Origin of the sequence: Serratia sp. BNK-4, assembly GCF_048685115.1 — a bacterium.
GTDB classification, from domain to species: domain Bacteria; phylum Pseudomonadota; class Gammaproteobacteria; order Enterobacterales; family Enterobacteriaceae; genus Serratia; species Serratia bockelmannii.
In genome coordinates, this window is the sequence record NZ_JBLQTM010000001.1 from 4,523,277 (window position 1) to 4,546,864 (window position 23,588).

Sequence of the window (23,588 nt, forward strand, 5' to 3'; positions counted from 1 at the left end):
GAGCTGTAGGTGTTGTTGAGTCAGAGGTTCAGTCTTGCAGCAAGATGACCGCACACTCGTTGTTACCGGTATCATGATACCGGTAACAACATGAGCGCCGGAACCGGGTAAGCGGCTAAAATTCGCGTTCTGGGACAGAGATCAAACTTATGTCGGCAACGAGCGGCGGGCTTACAGGCGGGATAACCAGCGCGCCTCAGGGCGCGCTGCAAAAAGAAAGGGTGTTAAAACAGAACGTTAAAATGGCTCAGATACTGCCACCGGGGATCACAGTGAAACCGACGTCCACCATGCGTGGGCACACCGTTTCACCGCGCAGCCGGGCCAGCAAGCGCTCGGCGCCGATCTGCCCCATGCGTTCACGCGGCGTCAGCACGCTGGCCAGCTTCGGCACCATCACCTGGCCGATGTCATGGCCGTGGAAGCCGGCGATCGCCATGTCCTGCGGGATCGACAGCCCCTGCCGCTGGCACTCGAAGGCCGCGCCGATCGCCAGGTCATCGTTGGTGCAGAAGATACTGTCGATCTGCGGATAGTCGCGCTGCGCCACGCGCAGCAGTTCACCGCCGGCGGAATAGGAGGAAGATCGCGCGGTCATGATGCTGTACGGTTCCAGGCCGGATTCACGCATCGCCTGCTCATACCCCTGCTGCTTGATGATGGTACGTTCATCCTGACGGGCGCCGAAATAGACCACGTGACGGTGGCCGTGCGCGATGATCTGCTGGGTCATCTGGCGCGCCGCCTCGAAGTTGTTGAAGCCCACCGCCAGATCGATGCACGGCGAGACGCAGTCCATCAGCTCCACCACCGGAATGCCCGCCACCTCGATCATTTTCAGGGTGCGCGGCGTGTGATGGCGCTCAGACAGGATCAGGCCGTCGATATTGTAAGACAGCAGCGAGGTCAGACGTTCTTCTTCACGCTCCGGCAGGTAGCCATAGTGCGCCAGCATGGTCTGGTAGTTGTGCGCGTCGGTCACGCTTTCGATGCCGCGCAGCACTTCGGCGAACACCTGGTTGGTCAACGACGGCAACAGCACGCCAATCGCCCGGCTGGTGGCGTTGGAGAGGATGTCCGGCGCGCGGTTGGGGATGTAGCCCAGCTCATCCAGCGCGACGGCGATTTTTTGCTGCAGGGCGACGGAAACCTGGTCGGGATTGCGCAGATAACGGCTCACCGTCATCTTGGTCACGCCCACCTTGTCCGCCACATCCTGGAGTACCGGCCGTTTTTTCTTCATTATCAATGAACTGACTAACCATGAATGGGCAGTCATTTTAGCAAAAAAAACGGCGGGCCGATATTGTCGGTTATGCGACGGCCAACGCAAAAAGGGCTCACATCGTGAGCCCTTCATACGCAGACAAAGGGGAAAAAGCGTGGTTTCTCCCCCTTTGTGACGATCAACCGAAAATCAATAAATTGATTTTCCTTGTTTTTATATGTTTTGCCGGCGTTAAGTCAGGCAACGTCGGCAGGCGAGTCACTCACCTCAAGGGCTCACACCGTGAGCCCTTGATATTTACCGCTTAATCACACCGGCGGCAGATCGAACAGCAGGATTTCGCTCTCTTCGTCGGCCTGGATCGTCAGTGCCGATTCATCCCACACCGCGAACGCGTCGCTGATGCCGGCGGTCTGGCCGTTGACCGAGACCTTGCCGCGCACCACCTGGATCCAAACGCGACGGCCGGCGGCGATCGGGCATTCCCCCTGCTCGCCTTTATTCAGCGCCCAACGCGACAGCGTCATATCCTGGAACACCTTCAGCGAGCCGTCACGCGCATCCGGCGACAGCACCAGCTGACGGCCCTGCGGCGCGTCGAACATGCGCTGCTCATAGCGTGGCTCAAGCCCGACCTGATCCGGGATGATCCAAATCTGGTACAGGTGCAACGGACGATCCTGATTGGCGTTGTACTCGGAGTGACGCACCCCGGTGCCCGCACTCATGATCTGGAATTCACCGGCCTGGATCTGCTCCTTGTTGCCCATGCTGTCCTGATGTTCCACCGTGCCGCTCAGCACGTAGGTCAGGATTTCCATGTCTTTATGCGGGTGAGTACCGAAACCCTGCCCTGCATCGATCATATCTTCGTTGATCACCCGCAGCGCCGAGAATCCCATAAAGTTCGGATCGTAGTAATCGGCAAATGAGAAGGTGTGCCAGCTATCCAGCCAGCCATGATTGGCGTGGCCGCGGTCTTCCGCTTTACGTACATAAATCATATTCAACTCTCCTCAATGTTTTTTTACAGTCTAGTCCTGCCAGCAGAATAAGAAAGCGTAAAAAACTCATGCCTCTGTTCAAAAATTTCGATGGAATGAAACAGCGGATGGGCAGCGGATTTGTTGAAGGCGGAAACGGCTGAAAAAAGGGCAAAAAAAAAGCCAGCACCCGAGCTGGCTAAGTAAACACTGGAAGCAATGTGAGCAATGTCGTGCCTTCGCAGCGAGAGTATCAAGGGTTGATGCCCTCCCCGGAACGCATCGCAATAATAATCATTATCATTCGCACCTGTAAAGCGTTTTTTTTGACCCGTTGAAATAATATTGACTCAAGGCAGTAAACGGATAAATTCAGAGGTTATTCAACCGGTAAGCAAAAGGAGCAGCGACATGAGCGAGATCGTGATACGCCACGTGGAAACAACGGATGCGCAAGCCCTGCATCATCTTTATTCGCAGACGCCCGTCTACCGCGATACGCTGCAGCTCCCGCTACCGTCCGTCGAGTCCTGGCAGAAGCGACTCGCCAATCCCGAACCGGGCACGCATAACCTGGCGGCCATCATCGACGGGCAGCTTGCCGGCCAGTTGGTTGTGATGCTGAATCAGCGCGTTCGCCGCCGCCACGTCGCCACCTTCGGCATCGGCGTCGATCCGCGCTACCACGGCAAAGGCGTCGGCAGCCGCCTGATGCGGGCGATGATCGACCTGTGCGACAACTGGGCCGCCATCGAGCGCATCGAACTGACGGTGTTCACCGACAACCCGGCCGCCATCGCGCTATACCGCAAGTTCGGCTTCGAGATAGAGGGCACCAGCCGCGGCTATGCCATGCGCGATGGCGTGCTGGTCGACGCCTACCATATGGCGCGTTTGCGTTCCGGGCAGCCGCACGGCGATGCGTAATATTCCCCACCCGCAGGGGCCGCTGTGCCGGCCCCTGCATATCAACCGCCGAACCTTTTTACACGCGCTGGCCGGCCTGACCGCCGCCGTCGGCATATTCTCTCCTCTCACCCCATTAGGTGCCGCTATGCCAACTTCCGCCGCCGGGCGTCCAGGCTCCCGCAACCTGATTACCGATGTGCCCGGCCTGAAGGTCGGCGTGGCGCAGGACAGCCGAGTGCGCACCGGCGCGACGGTGATCCTGCCGGACAGCCCGGCGATTGCCGCCGTGGACGTGCGCGGCGGCGGCCCCGCCACCCGGGAAACCGACGCGCTCGGTGAGGACAATTTGGTACAGACCATCGATGCGCTGACGTTCAGCGGCGGTTCGGTTTACGGTCTGGCGGCGGCGGATGGCGTCGCAGCCTGGCTGGGGCAACAGGGTAAAGGCTACGCGCTGCGCCCAGCACCCGGCGTGCCGGTCTCCCCTATCGTGCCCACCGCCTGCCTGTACGATCTGGCCAACGGCGGCGACAAAAACTGGCAGCTCACGCCGCCGTATCGCCAGTTGGGCATCGAGGCGGTCGGCAAGGCCGGCCTGGACTTTCCGCTGGGCACCGTCGGGGCCGGCTACGGCGCCATGACCGGCATGGGCAAGCTGAAAGGCGGCCTCGGTTCGGCGTCGATCGTGGCCACCAACGGCGCTACCGTCGGCGCGCTGGTGGCGGTCAACAGTTTGGGTGCGGTGGTCGCACCCGGCACCCGCGCCTTCTGGGCGACGCCTTATGAAATTAACGGTGAATTTGGCAACGGCGGCGCGGCGGCGCTGGCGCAACTGCATGCGCAGGGTGAAGACGGGATGGTGCAATAGCCGCAGGGCGGCAGAAAGAACACCACCCTGGCCTGCATCGCCACCGACCTGGCGCTGACGCGAGTGGAGTTGAAACGGGTGGCCATCATGGCGCAAGACGGTATGGCGCGCGCTATTCGCCCGCTGCACAGCCCGTTTGACGGCGACGTGGTGTTCGCCCTGTCCACCGGGCAGCGCGAGGTACAGGGCAGCCGCGAACTGGCGGTGCTGCAAATCGGCGCGCTGGCGGCGGACACCCTCGCTCGGGCGATCGCCCGTGGCGTGCATGCCGCTACACCATGGCCAGGCAGCCAGGTCGCAACCTGGCAAACGCTCGGCGGCTAACGCGCCGCCATCAAAAAAGGGGCGCTGGCAGCGCCCCTCGATCTTTATTCACCCTTACCGCTTAAATACCGGCGGTTTCCCGAATATAGCGGCGCGCTTTCACCGCATACTCGAACGGGTTGGCCAGCGCCGGATCCTGCTCGGCCTCCACCACCATCCATCCCTTGTAACCGCGCTCGTCCAGCAGCTTGAACACCGGCCTGAAGTCGATCACGCCATCACCCGGCACGGTGAAGGTGCCCTTCTTCACGCCATCGAGGAAGCTCAGCTTGTTGGCCTTCACTTCCGCCACCACCTCATCGCGCACGTCCTTCAGATGGACGTGGTTGATGCGCGGCAGATACTTCTCCAGGATCGCCATCATCGCCTGCTGGCTGCCTTCCGAATAGTAGGCGTGCCCGGTATCGAACAACAGGTAAACGTCGTCGTTGACCATGCTCATGTAGCGATCGATTTCGGCGGTAGTCTGAATGCCGGTGCCCATGTGGTGGTGCAGACACACCTGCATGCCTTTGCCGGCGGCGATCTTAGCCAGCTCGTTGTAACCGTCGGCCACGCGCTGCCACTCTTCATCGCTGAAATACGGCTTCTCTTCGAACACGCCTTTGGTGGTGCCCTGAATGCTCTTGCTCTGCTCGGAGCAGCCAATCACCCTGGCGCCCATGGCATGCAGGAAATTCATGTGGTTGATAAATTCATCGATGGTTTTGTCTTTTTGGCCGTCGGCGAAAAAGGTGCTGAACCAGGCGTTGCAGATCTGAATGCCGCGAATATCCAGCATCGGTTTCAGCACCGCCGGATCGCGCGGGTATTTGCTGCCCACTTCGCTGCCGGTGAAACCGGCCAGCGCCATTTCGCTGACGCACTGCTGGAAGGTGTTTTCCTTGCCCAGATCGGGCATGTCGTCGTTGGTCCAGCCGATTGGCGCGATGGCCAATTTCACGTTGTCTTTATTCATGGTCTGCCTCGGTCCTTGGAGGGCCGCCGGTGCAAATGACGCCGGCGAGCCAAATAAGATTATTTGCCCAACAGCTCTCTTTCGATGCGCTCTCTGGTCGCCACCGCCTGGCTCGGCATCTTTTCCGGATAGCCGAACAGCGAGGTGCAGATGATCGATTCGCCGCCGGCCTTGAAGCTGCGGTTGGCAAATTCCATGTCGCGCAGCGTCTGGAACAGGGCGTCGAAATTCACCTCACCTTCGCCGATGCCGACGTGCTGATGCACCGCGGCGTCAACGCCCGGCGGATTGACGATATAACGGCAATGCTTGGTGTGATTCATGGTGTCGGCAATCAGCACGTGGGAAAGATCGTCCCCGGCGTACTGCAACATGCCGGCCACATCGCCCTGCCCCTTGTCGTAGTAGAAGGTGTGCGGCACGCTGTAGAGGTATTTGACGTGGTCGCTGCGCAGCGATTTCACCAGATCGGCGGTTTCGTTACTCAGCTCGCAGAAGTCCCACGGGTGCGACTGGATCTCCATACGGATACCTTCACGCTCGATGATCGGCAGCAGCTCCTCCATCGAGCGATACCACAGCTCCTCGCAGATCTCCGGCTCGTTGGGGTTGCCGGCCAGTTCGGTGTTGATCACCTGCACGCCCATTTCCACCGCGATCTCGATCATCCGTCGCCAGTTTTTGACTGCCGCCTGGCGGCGATCTTCGCCCGGCCCGGACCAGCGATACACCACGATAAATGAGGAGATCTCCACGCCGGTCGCTTTCAGGGCGTTTTTATACTCCGCCATGATTTCGCGGCTGGCCTTCGGATGCTTGTAAAACGGGTTGATCTGCGGGTGCGGCGACTGCTCGATGTATTTATAGCCCCAGTCCGCCACCTGCTGAACCATTTTGGTCACGCCCAAATCCCGGATAACGTCGACATCAAAAGCGATCTTCATGGTCACTCCTCTGCAATCGTGGGTACGGGGTTCAAGCCGATGGCTTGTTGTAAAACGCCGGGCGCGCCGGCAGGGTCACCGGTACGATCTCACCGCTGAGCTGGGCCGCCACACAGGCGTCGGCGGTCACCGCGGCGGCGTAGCCGTCCCAGGCGGAAGGCCCGGTCAACTGGCCCGCGGCCACGTCGTTGATGAACCCCTGCAGCTCGACGTCATAGGCGTCGATAAAGCGATCCTTCCAGTCGGTCAGGATTTCGGTCGACAGGCGGGCGCCGCTGCGCATCTGCACCGAGGACGGCTCCGGCAGTTTGGCAATGCCGGTTTCCCCCACCACTTCACACTGAATGTCGTAGCCGTACTGGCAGTTGACGAAAATTTCGACGTCGATGCGCGTGCCTTTGGCGGTTTCGAACAACACAATCTGCGGATCTTTCAGATGCGGGAACGCCTTCGGGCTCTTGCGTGGGAACACCACCTGCACCGACACATAGTCGTCGTCGAGCAGCCAGCGCAGCACGTCGATTTCGTGGATCAGGGTATCGGTGATCGCCATATCGGTGGTGTAGGCCTCGCCAACCGTCGGGTTGCGGTGCGCGCAGTGCAACATCAGCGGTTCGCCGATCTGGCCGCTGGTCAGCACCTGTTTCAGCGCGCGATAGCCCTGGTCATAGGGGCGCATAAAGCCGACCTGCACCAACCGCCTGCCGTGCTTCGCTTCGGCATCGACGATGTTCTTGCAGCCCTGCGCGGTCACCGCCAGCGGCTTCTCGCAGAACACCGGTTTGCCGGCGGCGATGGCCGCCAGCACGAATTCTTCGTGGCTTGGCCCCCAGGAGGTGACCAGCACCGCCTGCACGTCGGCGGCCTTGATCAGATCGTGGCCGTTGTCATACACCCGCGCATCCAGCTGCAGATCGCTCACCACCTTGGCGGCGTTGTCGCGATTGATGTCGTTCACCGCCACGACGCGGGCGCCCTGCAAAACTTTGCTGCAGCGACGGATATGATCGCGGCCGATGGCGCCGGTGCCGATAACCCCAATGTTCAATGTCATTTTCGCTACCCTCTGGAAAGTGTGTTGTGTTCGAAAACGAATCAGTAATCGCGCGCCTTATCGATGTTTTCCTGCAGCTTGCGCGCCACTGCGACGATTTTCTCGCTGTCGGCCACCTGAGCGCCGCCCACGCGCCACCAGCTGAGATACTTGTGCACCATGGTCTTCGGCAGCACCTTGATGTCCAGCAGCGTGGACACGGTCTGCCTGCGGGCGTCGGCCAGCGCATCGAGCAGCTGCTGCTCGGTGGTGACGCGATAGGTTTTACAGCCGTAAGCCGCCGCCAGCATGGCGAAATCGACCGGCACCAGTTTGCCGTCGAGCTTGCCGCCCTCTGGATTGCGGAAGCGGAATTCGGTGGTGTAGCTGTCCATGCCGTGTTCCATCTGCAGGTTGTTGATGCAGCCGTTGGTCATGTTGTCGAACAGCACCACGTTGATCTTGCAACCTTCCTGAATCGAGGTGACCAGTTCGGAATGCAGCATCATGAAGGCGCCATCGCCCACCATCGCGTACACCTCACGCTGCGGCTCGGCCAGCTTGACCCCCAATGCGGCGTTCACCTCGTACCCCATGCAGGAGTAGCCGTATTCCACGTGATAACCGTGCTCGCCGCGGTTGTGCCACACCCGCTGCAGATCGCCCGGCAGGCTGCCGGCGGCGGCCACGATCACGCTGTCCGGCGGGAGCTCGCGGTTCAGCACCCCCAGCACCCGGCTTTGCGTCATCGCCGAGTCGGTCTGAGCGATAAATTCGGCGAACACCCGCTCGCGATCGAGGTGATCGTCGATCTCTGGCACAAAGCCTGCGCCGCTGTATTCCACCGCGTAAACCCGCTCGGTCTCTTCATGCTGGGCAGCGCGCGCCGCGGCGATGGCGTCGCCCCAGCCGGCGCGGTACTCGGTTTGCGTCAGCAGCGCGCCCAGTTCGCTCAGGGCCTCGCGGGCGTCCGCCAGCACCTGCACGCCGTCGAGCTTGCCGGCGTCGAAGGCGCTGACGTTGATATTGAGGAAGCTGACGTCCGGGTGTTGAAACAGCCATTTAGACGAGGTGGTGAAATCGGTGTAACGGGTGCCGACGCCAATCACCAGATCGGCCTGACGGGCCAGCGTGTTGGCCGCCAGGCAGCCGGTTTCGCCGATGCCGCCGAGGTTGAACTCATGGTCACTCGGCACCGCGCCTTTGCCGGCCTGGGTCTCGGCGAACGGAATGCCGAAGCGCTCGGCGAATTCGCGCAGCGCCCGCCCGGCCTGCGAGTATTTCACGCCGCCGCCGCACACCAGCAGCGGTTTGCGTTTGGCCGTCAGCAGCGCCAACGCGTCCGCCAACATGCCGTCGGTCGCCGGACGGCGATCGAGCCGGTGCACGCGTTTTTGGAAGAAATAGTCGGGGTAGTCGTAGGCTTCCCCCTGCACGTCCTGCGGCAGACACAGCGTCACCGCGCCGGTTTCCGCCGGATCGGTCAACACGCGCATCGCATTGATGCAGGCGCTCATCAGCTGTTCCGGTCGCACGATGCGGTCCCAGTATTTGCTCACCGCGCGGAACGCGTCGTTGGTGCTGATGCTGAGATCGTAAGACTGTTCGATTTGCTGCAGCACCGGGTCGGGCTGGCGGGAAGCGTAAACGTCGCCCGGCAGCAGCAATAAAGGAATGCGGTTGGCGGTGGCGGTGGCCGCGGCGGTGATCATATTGGCGGCGCCGGGGCCGACCGATGAAGTGCAGGCGTAGATCTGCCGGCGCAGTTTTTGTTTGGCGAAGCCGATCGCCGCATGGGCCATCCCCTGCTCGTTGCGGCCCTGATGCACCCGCAGATCGCCGCTATCCTGTTCCAGCGCTTGCCCCAGCCCCAGCACGTTGCCGTGGCCGAAAATCGCGAAAATACCCGCGACGAATTTGGTTTCCACCCCGTCGGCCAGCAGATACTGGTTATCGAGAAATCTGACGAGCGCCTGCGCCATGGTTAGCCTGATCTTGCCCATTTACTCACCCTTTAGATTGAGGGCCGCCCCGGAAAGGGCTCGCGCCGAGCCGACAATCCCGTGTTTGTATTACGCGGCGGCAGCTATTATCTTGAGCAGGCGATGCCCGCTGCTCACGAAGTCGACAACCTGAAACGTGAAGCGATTATAAACAAATATATTTTTCATAAAATCACATTACAGAAGAAACATTTCATTTTGCGATAAAGATCGCATATTACATGAAAAGCCCGTTTCATCTCGTGATTCAGCCTTTACTGGCTTCGCGCCGCGCACCGGCCGATAACAACCGTTACCACACGGGCTGACAGCCTTTTATCCTGATCTAATCCCCTTTTCTGCGCGCGCCCGGTCGCCGTCTTATGGCCGCTTCATCGGCTTTTCCCGTTCTCCTGTCGATGTTTTAAACGCATCACATTTTCGGGGTGTAAATTTCATTCTATATTGAAATTGAAATTTTCATTCCCCATACTATCCCCATGCTTCCTGCAGGGCGCCACGCTCGGGCCGCCGCCGGAGTTTTGCTTAAACAGAAGGAAACGGGTATGGCTACACAAGAAAAACAGCTTGATGTCATTTGTCTCGGGCGCATCGCCGTCGATTTCTATGCTCAGCAGATCGGCGCGCGGCTGGAAGACGCCGGCACATTCGCCAAGTACCTCGGCGGATCTTCCGGCAACGTGGCCTACGGCACCGCCATTCAGGGGTTGAAATCCGGCATGCTGGCGCGCGTCGGCGATGAACACATGGGCCGCTTTCTGCGCGAAGAGCTGCAGCGCGTCGGGGCCGATACTCGCTGCCTGATCACCGACAAACGTCGGTTAACCGGCCTGGTGATCCTCGGCATCAAGGATCAGGAAACCTTCCCGCTGATCTTCTACCGCGAAAACTGCGCGGACATGGCGCTGACGCCCGACGACATCGACGAGGCCTACATTGCTTCCGCGCGCGCGCTGGCCATCACCGGCACGCACCTGTCGCACCCGAACACCCGCGCCGCGGTGCTGAAGGCGCTGGAATACGCGCGCCGCCACGGCCTGCGCACCGCGCTGGACATCGATTACCGCCCGGTGCTGTGGGGGTTGACGTCGCTGGGCGACGGCGAAACTCGCTTTGTGGAATCGGATCAGGTCACGCGCGAGCTACAAGAGGTGCTGCACCATTTCGATCTGATCGTCGGCACCGAAGAGGAATTTCATATCGCCGGCGGCAGCACCGACACGCTGACGGCGCTGAAAAACGTGCGCCGGGCCACGGCGGCCACGCTGGTGTGCAAGCGCGGCGCGCAGGGCTGTTCGGTGTTCGAAGATGACATCGCCGACGACTGGGAACAGGTGAAGCTGCACGCTGGTGTGCGAGTGGAGGTGCTGAACGTGCTGGGAGCCGGCGACGCCTTTATGTCCGGCCTGCTGCGCGGCTACCTGAACGATGAGGGCTGGGATCAGGCCTGCCGCTACGCCAACGCCTGCGGCGCATTGGTGGTCTCGCGTCACGGCTGCGCCCCGGCCATGCCGACCAAACGGGAGCTGGATGACTATCTGCAGCGTGAACAACAGGTCACGCGCCCGGACCGCGACGCACGCCTGAATCACCTGCACCGGGTCACCACCCGCAAGCAACAGTGGCCGGAATTGTGCGTATTCGCCTTCGATCACCGCAAGCAGCTGGCGGACATGGCGCGCGAAGCCGGCGTCAGCGAGGAACGCATTCCGCGCCTGAAAACCCTGCTGTTAACGGCGGCGCAACAGGCTGCCGCGCAGGCCGGCCTCAACGGCAACAGCGGCATTCTGGCCGACACCACCTACGGGCAGGCGGCGCTGAACGAAATCACCGGTCAGGGATGGTGGATTGGCCGGCCGGTGGAGCTGCCCAGCTCGCGCCCGCTGCGCCTGGAGCACGGCAACATCGGTTCGCAATTGATCGACTGGCCGCAGGAGCACGTGGTGAAGTGCCTGGTGTTTTATCATCCGCACGACGCGGCAGAACTGCGCCGCGAACAGGATGAGCTGATCGCCGACGTCTACCGCGGCTGCTGCAAATCCGGCCATGAGCTGCTGCTGGAAGTGATCCTGCCGGACGGCAACGCCGACAAGGACGAGCGCTATTACCTGGAGATGATTGAACACTTCTACCGGTTGGGCATTCAGCCGGACTGGTGGAAACTGCCGCCGCTGAGCGCGGAAAACTGGCAGCAGGTCGGCGCGCTGATCGACGCCTACGATCCCGACTGCCGCGGCGTGCTGATCCTGGGGCTCGATTCCCCAGAGGCGGTGCTGAAGGCGGGCTTTGCCGCCGCCGCAGATGCGCGCTGGGTGAAAGGTTTCGCCGTCGGCCGCACTATTTTCGGCCAACCTTCGCGCCGCTGGCTGCAGGGGGAAATCGACGACGCGGCCCTGATCGAGCAGGTGAAACAAAAATACCTGACGCTGATCGGTTTCTGGCGCCAGTACCGTCCACAGGCGGGCGGCACGCACTGACAGCGAGAGCAGGTTCACGTCCCCTTAAGGCCATTTCGCCGCTTTAAGGGGATTTTTTTGCCCATTTTCTGTGAAGTCGCGCAATGTGCGATCGAATAAATCGCTTTTTGAGGAAATGAAATTTCCGCTCCGTCTGTTAAAATACCCTGTCAATATTTCAGGCGTCAGGCCAATGCGCCTTCACCCCACTGCGAGCCGAATGGATGAACAACCCAACTCAACTTTCGCTGTTACAGGACGAGATCCGCCACCGTTATGAAACGCTGAGCAAGCGTTTGAAGCAGGTGGCGCGCTATATTTTGGATAACAGTAACAGCATCGCTTTCGATACCGTTGCCTCCATCGCCGCACAGGCCAGCGTGCCGCCTTCCACCCTGATCCGTTTCGCCAACGCCTTCGGTTTCAGCGGCTTCAACGAAATGAAGCAGGTGTTCCGTCAGCATCTGATGGAAGAGACGGTGAACTATACCGAGCGCGCGCGCCTGTTCCGCCAAACCTCCACCGACGACAACGTCGCGCCAGAGAAGCCGGCGGAGATTCTCAACGTATTCACCATGGTCAACGCGCAGGCGCTGCAGCAGCTGGCGATGCAGATCGCTCCCGAGCAGCTGGATCGCGCCGTCGAGCTGCTCAACAACGCTGAAAACATCTACGTGATCGGCCTGCGCCGCTCGTTCAGCGTCGCTTCCTACCTCACCTATGCGCTGCGCCATCTGGAGCGCCGCGCGTTTCTGATCGACGGCCTGGGCGGGATGTTCACCGAACAGCTGAGCATGGTGAAACCGAAGGACGTGGTGATCGCCATCAGCTATTCGCCATACGCCCGCGAGGCGGTGGAACTGGTGGAATTGGGCGCCAAGCGCGGCGCGCAGCAGATCGCCATCACCGACAGCCAGGTCAGCCCGCTGGCCGCCTTCAGCGACGTCTGTTTCGTGGTGCGCGAAGCGCAGGTGGACGGGTTCCGCTCGCAGGTGGCTTCGATGTGCCTGGCGCAGACGCTGGCGGTCTCGCTGGCGCTGAATAACGCCCGGGACGAGTAAGGCTGACAAAAAAGCCCGGCAAGCCGGGCCTCAGGCGCTTATTGCGCGGCGGGATAGCCGTCGCCGTTAATCCAGGCGTGGTCTTTTTCCCAGGTGAATTTCCACTGCCGCACCGGCCCGGCCATCACGTTGAGGTAATAGTTGTCGTAACCCGCCAGGGTCGCCACCGGGTGATAACCGCGCGGCACTTTCACCACGTCACGATTGTAGACCGGCATGCACTCATCGAGCGTGCGATCGTCGGTATAGACGCGCTGCATGCAGAACCCCTGCTCCGGCTGTATGCGGTGATAGTACGTCTCTTCGAGATAGGTTTCGTGCGGTGAGTCTTCTTGATCGTGCTTGTGGCTCGGGTAGGAGCTGGTATTGCCCTCGTCGGTGTAAACCTCCACCACCAGTAGACTGTCGGCCGGCTCACTGTCCGGCAGAATGTTATGCACCAACCGCTGGTTACGCCCCTTGCCGCGCCGCTCCACGCCGATATCCGCCGGCGTAATCAGCCGTGAAGGCAGGTGGCCGCTGCCGGGTGCGCTGCACACCGCCAGCTCCAGATCGGTTTCTGCCCGCACGTCGATGCGATCGTGGTGCGGCACATACACCGCGTAAGGCGGCGTACGTTCGAACGGGCTCATGCGTTTACCGATATGCGGGTATTCGGCGCGCAGCGTGGCGACGGAGGCGATACCGGCAACCAGCACCAGGCACAGTTCCTGGTCGCCGCACTCAAGCTGCAGCGACTGCCCGGCGGCCAGGCGGTAAACGTCAAAGCCGACATAGCGCCAACCGGCATTTTCCGGCGTCACGTGCTGAATACACCCCTCGGCATTCGGCGTCTGACATTTGGCAAGCAGTGAAGACATCTCGATTCTCCTGTTAATGACCCGTGCAAAGGCCGCTGCCCCGAAGGAGCAACGGCCTGGCCTGAATATGACAGCGCTTAACCCAGCGTCGGCATGCTGAATTCGGACACCGTCTGCTGCCCGGCCGGCCAGCGTGCGGTGGCGGTTTTCATGCGCGTGTAGAAGCGCACGCCGTCGGTGCCGTGCACGTTCAACGCGCCGAACACCGAGCGCTTCCAGCCGCCGAAGCTGTGAAACGCCATCGGCACCGGCACCGGCACGTTGACGCCGACCATCCCGGCCTGCACTTCCTGCACGAACTGACGCGCGTAGTGGCCGCTGCCGGTAAAGATGGCGCTGCCGTTGCCAAACTCATGGCCGTTGACCGTGTCGATGGCGGTGCGATAGTCCGGCACCCGCACGATGCCCAGCACTGGCCCGAAGATCTCTTCGCGGTAGATGCGCATATTCGGCTTCACATGGTCGAACAGCGTGCCGCCGACGTAGTAGCCTTCAGGGTAGCCCGGCACCTGATAATTGCGGCCGTCGGCCACCAGGGTTGCGCCTTCTTCCACGCCCAGATCGATGTAGCCCAGCACCTTTTTCTGGTGGGCAGACGACACCAGCGGCCCCATTTCATTCTCTTCGCCACCCTGCTGCAAGCCCGGCCCGACGCGCAGCTGCGCGATCAGCGGCTTCAGTTTGGCGATCAGTTTGTCGGCGGTATCGTCACCGACCACCACGGCGATCGGCAGCGCCATGCAACGCTCGCCGGCGGAGCCGAACGCGCCACCCATCAACGCGTTGACCGTGGCGTCCAGATCGGCGTCCGGCATGACGATCGCCTGGTTTTTCGCCGCGCCGAAGGCCTGTACCCGCTTGCCGTGCGCGCTGGCAGTGGTATAGATATGTTCCGCCACGGTGGAGGAACCGACGAAGCTCACCGCCTGAATGCGCGGATCGGTGCACAGCTGCGCCGCATCTTCATTGGCGCAGTGCACCACGTTGAACACGCCGTCCGGCAGGCCGGCTTCTTTCAGCAGCTCCGCCAGGCGCACCGAGGCCGAAGGCACCAGCGCCGGCGGCTTGAGGATAAAGGTGTTGCCGCAGGCCAGTGCGATGGGGAACATCCACATCGGCACCATCGCCGGGAAGTTGAACGGGGTAATGCCCGCCACCACACCCAGCGGCTGCATCAGCGAGAAGCTGTCGACGCCGCTGCCGACGTCCGGCGAATACTCTCCCTTGATCAGATGCGGGATACCGCAGGCGAATTCGACCACTTCCATGCCGCGCGTCAGTTCGCCCAGCGCATCCGAATACACTTTGCCGTGCTCGCTGACGATAAGCTCGGCCAGCTCGTCGCGGTGTTGTTCCAACAGCGCCTTGAAATTGAACATGATGCGCGCACGGCGCAGCGGCGTGGTGCGCGACCAGTCGGCGAACGCCCGATGCGCCACGTCGATGGCCTGTTTGACTTCGGCGGCGGTGCTCTGCGTGACGCGCCGCTCAACCTGCCCGCTGGCTGGGTTGTGCACGTCGATGGTTTGATTGCTGCTGCTCAGGCACACCTGCCCGTCAATAAAATTACCCACGGTTTTCATGTCACGCCCTCTTTTCAAGTCCGCTGTCGCCAGGCCACTCACAGGCGGCGCGGCGTTAATCGTCCCGCTCGCCAAACTCCGTCGGCAAGCCGGCTAAATCCTGACCGGATGCAGCAAACTCTATTTCATTGAAAAAAAAGTTTCAAATAAATTGTTTTGAAAAATTTGTTTTTAGTGCGTGAGGTCGCAATTTTGCGGTGTCGATCGGATTGGCGCTTTCATTGCCGTGCCAGGGAAAGCACAACAGCGGCGGAGAAAACAGAGCTAATACACACTGACTTTGCTACAGAAAACCCGCACTGAGCCTGCTCTGCCGCCGTTACCGTCCGCCCCCGAACGCCCAAGGCGCCTGGCGCAGAGGTGACGGTTTTTTTTGAACTGGATCTAAAAATCAATATTCCATTATTCACTAATTATGAAATAAATGTTCTTGTTTGTTCCAGCATTTATCGACGACATCGCCTTGATGACAGGCACGGTTCACACCCTTCCGCTCGCCCTCTTCCCGACACCCCGACCGTGCGGACGGAAGCCAGGATAAAAATCGGAGCAACACATGTCATATCAGCGTAAGCACAATACCGGCTACATATTGCGAATTTGCGGCATCGCCGCCCTGGGCGGCATTCTGTTCGGCTACGATACCGCCGTGATCTCCGGCGCGATCGAAGCGTTGAAAACCTATTTCGATCTCAGCCCGGCCGAAACCGGTTGGGCCGTCTCCAACGTGGTGATCGGCTGCGTGGTCGGCGCCTTCGCCGCCGGGCCGCTGGCGGCGCGCTGGGGCCGCAAAAAGGCGCTGATGCTGGCGGCGCTGCTGTTCACCGTGTCCGCCGTCGGCGCCGCATTGGCCCCGACCTTCACCTGGTTCGTCATCTACCGCATCATCGGCGGGCTGGCGGTCGGCATTGCCGCCACCGTGTCGCCGATGTACATGTCGGAGGTGTCGCCGAAAGACATGCGCGGGCGGGCGCTCAGCATGCAGCAATTCGCCATCGTCTTTGGCCAGATCGTGATTTTCTACGTCAACTTCAAAATCGCCAGCATCGCCAGCGAAGCCTGGCTGGTGGAAATGGGCTGGCGCTGGATGTTCGCCTCGGGCGTGATCCCCTGCATTCTGTTCTGCATCCTGGTGTTCGTCATTCCTGAATCGCCGCGCTGGAACGTGATGATGGGCCGCGACGATCAGGCGCTGGCGATGTTGACCAAGGTCTCCAACGCCGCCCACGCGCAGAATCTGCTGAAAGAAATCAAAGACTCGCTGCAGCAGGATCAACAGCAGCAGCACCGGAAGCTGAACTACGGCGATGTGCGGGTGCGGTTTATCCTGTTCGTCGGCTGCATGATCGCCATGTTACAGCAGGTCACCGGCGTCAACGTGATGATGTACTACGCGCCCGTAGTGCTGAAAACCGTCACCGAAAACGCGCAGGAAGCGCTGTTCCAGACCATCTGGATCGGCGTGCTGCAGCTGGTCGGTTCGGTCATCGGCGCCATGCTGATGGATCGCATGGGCCGCATTCCGCTGATGCGTTACGGCACGCTGGGCGCCATCGCCGGCCTGCTGCTCACCTCGTACGCGCTCTACACCCAGGCCACCGGCTATTTCGCGCTGTTCGGCATGCTGTTCTTCATGGTGTTCTATGCGCTGTCCTGGGGCGTCGGCGCCTGGGTGCTGGTGTCGGAAATCTTCCCGAACCGCATGCGCGCGCAGGGGATGAGCATCGCCGTCGGCTGCATGTGGGTCGCCAACTTCGCGGTGTCGCAGTCGTTCCCGATGATCAACGACCACCCTTACCTGTTCTCGCATTTCCACGGCGCCTTCCCGATGTGGATCTTCGCCGCCTGCTGTCTGTTCAGCTACTGGTTTATCGGCCGCTATATTCCGGAAACCAAAGGCGTCTCACTGGAAAAAATGGAGCAGGTGGTGATGGCCAAACGCCACCGCCAATCCCTGCCCGACGGCAAGCCGCTGCCGCTGGAAAACGGCAAATCCTGATCTCTCAACCCTGACCGCTGGAGTCATGCCCATGAACATTGCGCTGGACCGCTTCTGCATTAACCGCAAGATCGCGCCGAATCTCAATCTGGACCATTTTTTCCGCCTGGTGAAACGCTGCGGGCTCAGCAAAGTTGAGCTGCGCAACGACATGCCCAGCGGCAAGGTGACCGACGATCTGAGCGACGCGCAGCTCAACGCGCTCGCCGCGCAATACGGCATTGAAATCGTCACGATCAACGCCCTCGGCATGTTCAATCTGATGGATGACCCGGCGGCGCTGCAGCAGCGCGCCGAAGCGTTGCTGGCGCAGGCGCAGGCCATCCACAGCCGGGCGCTGGTGCTGTGCCCGCACTGCAGCGCCGACGACAGGCGCAGCGAGCAGCAAAAACGCGATGACACCCTTACCGCGCTGCGGCTGCTGGCGCCGCTGTTTGCGCGCTATGGCGTACAGGGATACGTCGAACCGTTGGGCTTCGGCATCAGCTCGTTGCGATCGTCGCTGCTGACCCAGGCGCTCATCCGCGACTCGGGCGCGCCGTACCGTATCGTGCTCGATACGTTCCACCACTATCTGAGCGGCGTGACGCAAGCCGACTTCGACGCGCAGATCCAGGTGGCGCAGATCGGCCTGGTGCATCTGTCCGGCGTGGAGGACGGGCGGGATAAAGGCACGTTGAGCGACGAAGAGCGCATTATGCTGAGCGAGGGCGATCGGCTAGAGAGCCGCCGCCAGGTACAGAACCTCGAACGCCTGGGCTACACCGGCGTCTATGCCTTCGAGCCCTTCTCTTCACAACTGGACGGCTGGAGCGAGGCGGATATCGAACGGGAAATCCGCCAGAGCATCGCCCTGCTGCAAGGGTAAAAAAACGGCCTCCGCGGAGGCCGTTTTTCATAGCGTTACTTCAGGTTGCCGACCACCAGCTGGTGGCGCTCGTTGTAAAACTTACGGTAGGCCAAATAGCAGGCGATGATGGTTGACAGGCTGGCAGTAGAAAGCAGCATGAAGGTCACCATAATCTGGTATTTGATCGCTTTCACCGGATCGATACCGGCAAAGATCAGCCCGGACATCATGCCCGGCAAGCTGACCAGCCCAACGGTTTTCGCCGAGTCCACGGTCGGGATCAGCGAAGCGCGGATGCTGTCGCGGATCAGCGCCGCCGACGCGAACTTGGGCGTAGCCCCCAGGCTGAGCATCTCCTGAATCTTCTGCTGCTCGCCTTTGAAACGCTGGCCGAGGTTGGTGTAGCACAGCCCCACCGCCACCATGGCGTTACCGGCGATCATCCCGGAGATGGGGATCACCTGCATCGGCGTAAATTCGATGGAGCCGGTCAATACCAGCACCGCCAGCGTCAGCACCGCGCCGGTGGTAATGGCGATAAACGACGTCACGAACGCGTGTTCGATGTACTTGCTGCGTTTCTTGGCGTTGTAGGCCGCGTTAAAGCAGATGAACAGCACCATCAACACGGTGAGAACGGCGTTATCCAGGTCGAAAATATACTTCAGCACGTAGCCGACGATGATCAGCTGCACCACCGCGCGGCAGATGCTCCAGATAATGTCCTTTTCCAGCGCCAGTTTTTCCCGGTGGCTGATCAGGATGGCGACCACCACCAGCACCATCGACAAGCCCAAGGATTCGTTGGTGATGTTATGCTGATTCATGCTGTTGCTCCTGTTGCTCGGCGCCATGCGCGCGCAGGGTGATCACCTCGTCCGCATGCGCTATCTCTTCGGTATCGTGCGTCACCCACAGCACCGCCAGCCGGTGTTCCGCCACCAGTTGATGCACTATTTCGTTGACGTTGCGCTTATTTTCCTCGTCCAACGCGCTGGTGATCTCATCGAGCAACAGCACCCGCGGCATAAACTGCAGGTTGCGGATCAGGGACACGCGCTGCTTCTCCCCGCCGGACAGTTCATTGATGCTTTTGGTCAGCATCGCCTCTGGCAGCCCGAAACGCGCCAGATCGGCCTTCATTTTTCGCTCGGCTGGCGGTTCCTGGCGGATCTGGTAAGGCAGCGCCAGATTGTCGTAAACCGTATTGCCGAACAGTGACGGCGTCTGGAAGCAGTAAGAGACCTGCTTGCGATACGCCTCCGGCGACATCTCGTCGATCGCCTGGCCGTCGAAATAGAGCTTTCCGCTGGTCGGATCCATTAAGGAAGAGATGATTTTCAGCAGGGTGCTTTTCCCGCAGCCGGAAGGCCCGGTGATCAGTTTGAACTCGCCTTCACCCAGCGTGAAAGAGACGGAATCCAGGATCACCTGGCTGTCTATTTGATAATGAATATCATCCAATCTCAGTATGTCTTTCTTTTCCTTCATTACGATGCCGGCTCCCTACACCTGTTCCCGTCTGAGCGATAAGTATATGGCCGCAAAAAACATCTTAGCAATGGCTGTGCGGATGGCAGTGAACGAAGAGGGAGGATTGACGGAGCGAAACGCCCCGTCAAATGATAAATTTAATTAATGATTAGCTGTGGGAATAGTCAAAAGCGACCACCAGGGTCGAATCACTCTTTTTTTATCGCTGCCTGTTCGTCGCAGCTGTACCAACGGAGAGAATTGTTGATGCTGCGGTGGGTGCAGTGAACCTTGCCCTCCTTTTCCAGCGCCAGCAGCAGGGTGCGGGTGGTATAAATATTTTCGCCGCATTTATCCGCCAGCTCGCGCGTCTTCGGCCACTGTTCCGGCGGGGGATGATGGCCCCCGGATCCTTCCACACGCTCCCTGCACAACCCTTGCAACACATTCAGCATCAGCGATTTTCTGCTTTCAAACGTTTTCGGCGCCTTGGCCATAGCATTCCTCCTGAGTGGTTACTGCTGAGCACCCCGCTCACGGCTGCACGTCAGCGATGCGCAGGGTGTAAATCATGGTGGCATTCGGGGGGATCGCCGGCGGGCTGCCCTGTTTGCCGTACGCCAGCGCCGGCGGCACCACCAGCGTGATCGAGCCGTGGCGCTGCAGCTTCTCGATAGCGGCGCGAAACAGCGGCGGATAGCGCGTCAACGGCTGCGAGATCACCGTCCCCGCCAGCTCCATGTCTTTGACCACCCGCCCGTCGGTCAGGCTTTCGCGCACCACGATATCTACCCGATCGTCGGCGCCGATCGCCCCGCTGCCGGCATAGTCCACCCGGTAGTAGAAACCGAGCGCATCCTGCTTGACGCCCTCCTGACGGGTAAAAGCGGCCAGATAGTCTTTACCGTCCAGAGGCGGAGCCTGCGTCTGCTGCGCCTGCTGCAAGCGCTGATGCGCCGTGCGCAGCGCGCTGTCGATGGCGGCCTCATCCAGCCGCAACCGCCCGGCCAGGGTATCGGCGATGCCCGCCAACAACAGCGGACTCTCCGCCTCCAGCCCCGCGCGCCGGTTCTCCTGCTGCAGATGCAGAATGTCGCGCCCGAGCGACACGCCGGCGGCATATGCCAGCTTGTCCGCCTCACTGGCCAGCACGGGTGGCTTGGCCGCCTGCTGCCGTTCGGCCAGCAAGGTCTCTACCCGCTGCTGCTGCTGTGCCAGTTGCGCCGCCAAACTTGCGCTGCGCTGTTCGGCCCGCGTGAGCGAAGCGGCCAATGCGCCCACCTCTGGCACCGGCGCAACGGCTTGCCGCAATCCCTTCAGGGCATCGGCCAGCGGCCGAATATCGACGACGACCCGCTCCCGTTTCGCCGCCGCCGCGGCCTGAGCCGCCGCCAACTGCCGCTCCAACTGACGGATTTTCTCCGCCTGTTGTTGCAAAGACTGCTTCAGCGACGTTAAACGAACGCTGTCTGCCCCGACGATGGCGGCCGGTTTGGTGGCCGGTTTGGTGACCGGTGCGGGCGCCGATTTACGCACGGTTTCTTCCCTGGGCGCGGCCGGTGGTGCCTGCCGTTGTTCGGCAAACTTCAACAGCGCGGGAATGCCGTCATCGGCGGCGCAAGCGGCCCCGCTCGCCGCTAACAGCAAAAGAACCATCGCCCATCCCTGCGCGCATCGCTTCATGGCTACAGATTCTCAACCCGGCTGGACAGATCGGACATCAGCTCATGCTCGACGTCGGCGCAGAATTTCTCGGTTTTATATTGATAAAGAGCATCTATCGCTTTACGGGTACTCTCATCCACGTTGCCGCGTACCCCGGCATATCCGGAGGCGTTGGAAAGAAGGCCGTTAAAATAGGCGATGCGTTTTTGGTAACTTTGCGGATTAATATTCTTTAATGAATTAACCCGTTGCTGACAAAGTGCGATGCGTTGCTCATCGGATTTATCATTAGGATTATTCTGTGAGATTTTTTTCACGGAATTCAGTTTTGTCTTGCTCCCGCCCGCACAGCCAGAAAGCGCCATAAAAGACAGCAGAAATATAGCCAAACCCATCCAGCGGCGCCCGCTGCAAGCATTAATCATCGTTATCATTCCGTTTATAATCCTTTAATTGTCACTTAGGTCATCATTATGTGGCGAACGGCAGCAGCACATGCCTTAATTTGATTAATCAAAATGGGTTAGGCGGTGAAAAATCCCTATACCGCAATGCGATAGGATAATTCACTACCGGTGTAATTGTTATTTAATTGTTAATAAATTAGACTTAAACGCGAACTAAACGCGAATAATAAACCCAATCTCTCGTGAACAAAAAACCATGAAACAACAATAAAAACAATGAATTATGTTTTATATTTTGTTTCTAAAGGGAAATGCATCATCTGCTGCCTAAGGGCGATATTAGCAAAACAATATTGTGAATTGTAGGTATCACCCTATTTCCCCCGATCTAATATCTCGCATATCGTTATTTATATAGTGATTTATACTGGATAATATTTGTATACGATCTATTGATTTTAAAGCAAATATGTTTCTTTTTCCTTTTGGTTTTATATTCTGAATTTGACTTAATTTAATAAAATCTATTTCCAAGCAATACTATTATTTGCAAGAATATTCCCAGCAACACGCCACACGTAAAACTCGTATTTTATTTACCAGAAAATCCATTGTCGATTTTCCAAATCTCGTTATTTCTCATAAATAACGGATGTCGGCGTATTGCCCAGAGCAAAAGGATCTGGCTCCAACCGCACGGACGGCGACATGGCGTTGCCGCCGCCGCGGGGGATTTAGATGTGCTGTTCTTTTATTTAAAAACTCTCTACAGGAACCTGAGAAATGAAACTGAATAAATTAATGCTGGCAACCGTGATTGCTTTCGCTTCCGCCTCTGTTGCTCATGCCGCATCTAATCAGGGCAGCGGTAAAGTCACCTTTACCGGCGAAATTATCGATGCGCCATGCAGCGTCGCGCCGGAATCCGTTGACCAAACCGTGCCGATGGGCCAGATCAGCAGCCGCATCCTGGCCAACCAGGGTAAATCCAGCATGCAACCTTTCAACATCGAACTGAAAGATTGCTCCATCTCCACCATGAAAAACGTCAAAGTGACCTTTACCGGCACGCCTGATCCGGTCAACAACAAACTGCTGGCCCTGAGCGGCACGGCAACCGGCGCCGGCATCGTGATCTACGACAACCTGCACTCCAAAGAAGTGGAACTGGGCACCGCAACCGACGGTCAGGGTCTGAACGACGGCGACAACTCGCTGAAATTCGCCGCTTACCTGCAGGGCAGCAGCGCCTCAAGCGCCGTGGTACCAGGCGACTTCACCAGCGTGGCGAACTTCACCCTGGCTTACCTGTAATACCCCACAGGGGATGTCTCAGGGCATCCCCCGCTTGATTGCATGCCGACGAGAGCGGCAAGGGAATAGGGCAAGACAGGGAGACGCCAGCATGACTATCCGCCTTTGCGGCCTGTTGCTCATCGCGCTCAGCGTCGGCAGCGCGGCGGCGGCAGTGAAAAATCAGGGCCACGGCAAAGTCAGCCTGGGCGGCACCATCGTTGAAACGCCGTGCGGCATCGCCAGCGACAGCCTGGATCAAACCGTCGATTTCGGTCTGATTTCCATGACCGACGCCTCGCAGGACGGGCAATCGGTGCTGATCGGCAGCCGCCGCCATTTCACGATCAAACTGGTGAACTGCGAGCTGGCCAGTCAGGTGAAACCTGACTTCATCTATCGCGCGGCCAACGTCACGTTCGACGGCACCGCCGACAGCGGGGATCCTTCCCTGCTCGGCGTTTACGGCGAGGCGCAGGGCGTGGCTATCGAGCTGTTGACCGATGCCGGCACCCCAATCCCGCTCGGCAGCACGACGGCGGATTACCAGATCGTCGCCGGCGACAACACGCTGCGTTTTGGCGCGCAGTTGCGCCTGCATCCCGATAAGGCGCGGGCGGGCGGCTTCAGCTCTCTGGCCAAATTCACCCTGTCTTATCTCTAGCGCCGGCGGGCGCTGCACAGCATTACG

20 protein-coding genes and 1 pseudogene are annotated in these 23,588 nt (G+C 59.8%); 8 read left to right on the plus strand and 13 right to left on the minus strand.

Annotated features, from left to right (window positions below; genetic code table 11):
- Positions 1-247 precede the first annotated feature (247 nt).
- The gene (gntR, locus tag ACMGGW_RS21535) at positions 248-1,243 is read right to left on the minus strand and encodes a gluconate operon transcriptional repressor GntR (protein WP_025304569.1); all 996 of its coding nucleotides are present in this window, start codon (positions 1,241-1,243) and stop codon (positions 248-250) included.
- 293 nt (positions 1,244-1,536) lie between these two features.
- A complete protein-coding gene (locus ACMGGW_RS21540; RefSeq protein ID WP_025304570.1) occupies positions 1,537-2,232 on the minus strand; it encodes a pirin family protein in 696 nt (231 codons plus the stop codon).
- A gap of 390 nt (positions 2,233-2,622) precedes the next feature.
- Here ACMGGW_RS21540 and ACMGGW_RS21545 point away from each other — a divergent pair, with 390 nt between their 5' ends.
- Both ACMGGW_RS21545 and ACMGGW_RS21550 read left to right on the plus strand, forming a co-directional pair.
- On the plus strand, positions 2,623-3,138 hold the full coding sequence (locus tag ACMGGW_RS21545; protein WP_049209126.1) for a GNAT family N-acetyltransferase: 516 nt from the start codon (positions 2,623-2,625) through the stop codon (positions 3,136-3,138).
- Positions 3,131-4,312 (plus strand): annotated as a pseudogene (locus ACMGGW_RS21550) (P1 family peptidase). The gene ACMGGW_RS21545 and the pseudogene ACMGGW_RS21550 overlap by 8 nt, the downstream one beginning before the upstream one ends.
- Positions 4,313-4,373: 61 nt before the next feature.
- Here ACMGGW_RS21550 and iolE read toward each other — a convergent pair.
- Genes iolE through iolD form a run of 4 tightly spaced genes read right to left on the minus strand, consistent with a single transcriptional unit; the run spans position 4,374 to position 9,250 of the window.
- Complete coding sequence (gene iolE, locus ACMGGW_RS21555) at positions 4,374-5,270, minus strand: myo-inosose-2 dehydratase (RefSeq protein ID WP_019455194.1); 897 nt, start codon at positions 5,268-5,270, stop codon at positions 4,374-4,376.
- Between the two features lie 59 nt (positions 5,271-5,329).
- Positions 5,330-6,214: a sugar phosphate isomerase/epimerase family protein gene (locus ACMGGW_RS21560; protein ID WP_049205585.1), complete on the minus strand. Its 885-nt coding sequence runs from the start codon at positions 6,212-6,214 to the stop codon at positions 5,330-5,332.
- Between the two features lie 31 nt (positions 6,215-6,245).
- On the minus strand, positions 6,246-7,268 hold the full coding sequence (locus ACMGGW_RS21565) for a Gfo/Idh/MocA family protein (protein ID WP_043138991.1): 1,023 nt from the start codon (positions 7,266-7,268) through the stop codon (positions 6,246-6,248).
- A 41-nt stretch (positions 7,269-7,309) separates the two neighbouring features.
- A complete protein-coding gene (gene iolD / locus ACMGGW_RS21570) occupies positions 7,310-9,250 on the minus strand; it encodes a 3D-(3,5/4)-trihydroxycyclohexane-1,2-dione acylhydrolase (decyclizing) (protein ID WP_025304576.1) in 1,941 nt (646 codons plus the stop codon).
- Between the two features lie 545 nt (positions 9,251-9,795).
- Between iolD and ACMGGW_RS21575 the strand changes: the two genes are divergently transcribed.
- The gene (locus ACMGGW_RS21575) at positions 9,796-11,727 is read left to right on the plus strand and encodes a bifunctional 5-dehydro-2-deoxygluconokinase/5-dehydro-2-deoxyphosphogluconate aldolase (protein ID WP_025304577.1); all 1,932 of its coding nucleotides are present in this window, start codon (positions 9,796-9,798) and stop codon (positions 11,725-11,727) included.
- 203 nt (positions 11,728-11,930) lie between these two features.
- Positions 11,931-12,767, plus strand: coding sequence for a MurR/RpiR family transcriptional regulator (locus tag ACMGGW_RS21580; RefSeq protein WP_004930856.1), 837 nt, complete (start codon positions 11,931-11,933; stop codon positions 12,765-12,767).
- A gap of 38 nt (positions 12,768-12,805) precedes the next feature.
- Here the strand turns inward: ACMGGW_RS21580 and iolB are convergent, their stop codons facing one another.
- Together iolB and ACMGGW_RS21590 are read right to left on the minus strand one after the other, a co-directional pair.
- Complete coding sequence (gene iolB, locus ACMGGW_RS21585) at positions 12,806-13,627, minus strand: 5-deoxy-glucuronate isomerase (protein ID WP_197832485.1); 822 nt, start codon at positions 13,625-13,627, stop codon at positions 12,806-12,808.
- 77 nt (positions 13,628-13,704) lie between these two features.
- Positions 13,705-15,210: a CoA-acylating methylmalonate-semialdehyde dehydrogenase gene (locus ACMGGW_RS21590; protein ID WP_025304579.1), complete on the minus strand. Its 1,506-nt coding sequence runs from the start codon at positions 15,208-15,210 to the stop codon at positions 13,705-13,707.
- Positions 15,211-15,766: 556 nt separating this feature from the next.
- Here ACMGGW_RS21590 and ACMGGW_RS21595 point away from each other — a divergent pair.
- Positions 15,767-17,209, plus strand: a complete 1,443-nt coding sequence (locus ACMGGW_RS21595) for a sugar porter family MFS transporter (RefSeq protein ID WP_025304580.1) — start codon at positions 15,767-15,769, stop codon at positions 17,207-17,209.
- 31 nt (positions 17,210-17,240) lie between these two features.
- Positions 17,241-18,077: a TIM barrel protein gene (locus ACMGGW_RS21600; protein WP_197832486.1), complete on the plus strand. Its 837-nt coding sequence runs from the start codon at positions 17,241-17,243 to the stop codon at positions 18,075-18,077.
- A gap of 35 nt (positions 18,078-18,112) precedes the next feature.
- Here the strand turns inward: ACMGGW_RS21600 and fetB are convergent, their stop codons facing one another.
- The 5 genes from fetB to ACMGGW_RS21625 all read right to left on the minus strand — a co-directional run bounded on the left by fetB (position 18,113) and on the right by ACMGGW_RS21625 (position 21,592).
- Positions 18,113-18,886, minus strand: coding sequence for an iron efflux ABC transporter permease subunit FetB (fetB, locus tag ACMGGW_RS21605; protein ID WP_025304582.1), 774 nt, complete (start codon positions 18,884-18,886; stop codon positions 18,113-18,115).
- Entirely contained in the window at positions 18,873-19,550 is a 678-nt protein-coding gene (gene fetA, locus ACMGGW_RS21610; RefSeq protein WP_004930881.1) for an iron efflux ABC transporter ATP-binding subunit FetA, read from the minus strand. Before fetA ends, fetB begins: the two co-directional genes overlap by 14 nt.
- Positions 19,551-19,741: 191 nt before the next feature.
- Complete coding sequence (locus ACMGGW_RS21615) at positions 19,742-20,029, minus strand: FaeA/PapI family transcriptional regulator (protein ID WP_004930885.1); 288 nt, start codon at positions 20,027-20,029, stop codon at positions 19,742-19,744.
- 37 nt (positions 20,030-20,066) lie between these two features.
- Positions 20,067-21,188 (minus strand): FKBP-type peptidyl-prolyl cis-trans isomerase N-terminal domain-containing protein, encoded by a 1,122-nt coding sequence (locus ACMGGW_RS21620; RefSeq protein ID WP_235211372.1) that lies wholly within the window; start codon positions 21,186-21,188, stop codon positions 20,067-20,069.
- Between the two features lie 29 nt (positions 21,189-21,217).
- A complete protein-coding gene (locus ACMGGW_RS21625) occupies positions 21,218-21,592 on the minus strand; it encodes a hypothetical protein (RefSeq protein WP_373275267.1) in 375 nt (124 codons plus the stop codon).
- Positions 21,593-22,387: 795 nt separating this feature from the next.
- On the opposite strand from ACMGGW_RS21625, the gene ACMGGW_RS21630 reads away from it, so the two are divergent.
- Both ACMGGW_RS21630 and ACMGGW_RS21635 read left to right on the plus strand, forming a co-directional pair.
- Positions 22,388-22,918, plus strand: coding sequence for a fimbrial protein (locus ACMGGW_RS21630; protein WP_015379342.1), 531 nt, complete (start codon positions 22,388-22,390; stop codon positions 22,916-22,918).
- Positions 22,919-23,009: 91 nt separating this feature from the next.
- A complete protein-coding gene (locus ACMGGW_RS21635; RefSeq protein WP_049205598.1) occupies positions 23,010-23,561 on the plus strand; it encodes a fimbrial protein in 552 nt (183 codons plus the stop codon).
- The last annotated feature ends 27 nt before the right edge of the window (positions 23,562-23,588 follow it).

Bases quoted from the DNA above. Each gene is read 5' to 3' on its own strand.
- gntR (WP_025304569.1), bottom strand. From the start codon at position 1,243: ATGAAGAAAAAACGGCCGGTACTCCAGGATGTGGCGGACAAGGTGGGC.
- ACMGGW_RS21540 (WP_025304570.1), bottom strand. From the start codon at position 2,232: ATGATTTATGTACGTAAAGCGGAAGACCGCGGCCACGCCAATCATGGC.
- ACMGGW_RS21545 (WP_049209126.1), top strand. From the start codon at position 2,623: ATGAGCGAGATCGTGATACGCCACGTGGAAACAACGGATGCGCAAGCC.
- iolE (WP_019455194.1), bottom strand. From the start codon at position 5,270: ATGAATAAAGACAACGTGAAATTGGCCATCGCGCCAATCGGCTGGACC.
- ACMGGW_RS21560 (WP_049205585.1), bottom strand. From the start codon at position 6,214: ATGAAGATCGCTTTTGATGTCGACGTTATCCGGGATTTGGGCGTGACC.
- ACMGGW_RS21565 (WP_043138991.1), bottom strand. From the start codon at position 7,268: ATGACATTGAACATTGGGGTTATCGGCACCGGCGCCATCGGCCGCGAT.
- iolD (WP_025304576.1), bottom strand. From the start codon at position 9,250: ATGGGCAAGATCAGGCTAACCATGGCGCAGGCGCTCGTCAGATTTCTC.
- ACMGGW_RS21575 (WP_025304577.1), top strand. From the start codon at position 9,796: ATGGCTACACAAGAAAAACAGCTTGATGTCATTTGTCTCGGGCGCATC.
- ACMGGW_RS21580 (WP_004930856.1), top strand. From the start codon at position 11,931: ATGAACAACCCAACTCAACTTTCGCTGTTACAGGACGAGATCCGCCAC.
- iolB (WP_197832485.1), bottom strand. From the start codon at position 13,627: ATGTCTTCACTGCTTGCCAAATGTCAGACGCCGAATGCCGAGGGGTGT.
- ACMGGW_RS21590 (WP_025304579.1), bottom strand. From the start codon at position 15,210: ATGAAAACCGTGGGTAATTTTATTGACGGGCAGGTGTGCCTGAGCAGC.
- ACMGGW_RS21595 (WP_025304580.1), top strand. From the start codon at position 15,767: ATGTCATATCAGCGTAAGCACAATACCGGCTACATATTGCGAATTTGC.
- ACMGGW_RS21600 (WP_197832486.1), top strand. From the start codon at position 17,241: ATGAACATTGCGCTGGACCGCTTCTGCATTAACCGCAAGATCGCGCCG.
- fetB (WP_025304582.1), bottom strand. From the start codon at position 18,886: ATGAATCAGCATAACATCACCAACGAATCCTTGGGCTTGTCGATGGTG.
- fetA (WP_004930881.1), bottom strand. From the start codon at position 19,550: ATGAAGGAAAAGAAAGACATACTGAGATTGGATGATATTCATTATCAA.
- ACMGGW_RS21615 (WP_004930885.1), bottom strand. From the start codon at position 20,029: ATGGCCAAGGCGCCGAAAACGTTTGAAAGCAGAAAATCGCTGATGCTG.
- ACMGGW_RS21620 (WP_235211372.1), bottom strand. From the start codon at position 21,188: ATGGTTCTTTTGCTGTTAGCGGCGAGCGGGGCCGCTTGCGCCGCCGAT.
- ACMGGW_RS21625 (WP_373275267.1), bottom strand. From the start codon at position 21,592: ATGGGTTTGGCTATATTTCTGCTGTCTTTTATGGCGCTTTCTGGCTGT.
- ACMGGW_RS21630 (WP_015379342.1), top strand. From the start codon at position 22,388: ATGAAACTGAATAAATTAATGCTGGCAACCGTGATTGCTTTCGCTTCC.
- ACMGGW_RS21635 (WP_049205598.1), top strand. From the start codon at position 23,010: ATGACTATCCGCCTTTGCGGCCTGTTGCTCATCGCGCTCAGCGTCGGC.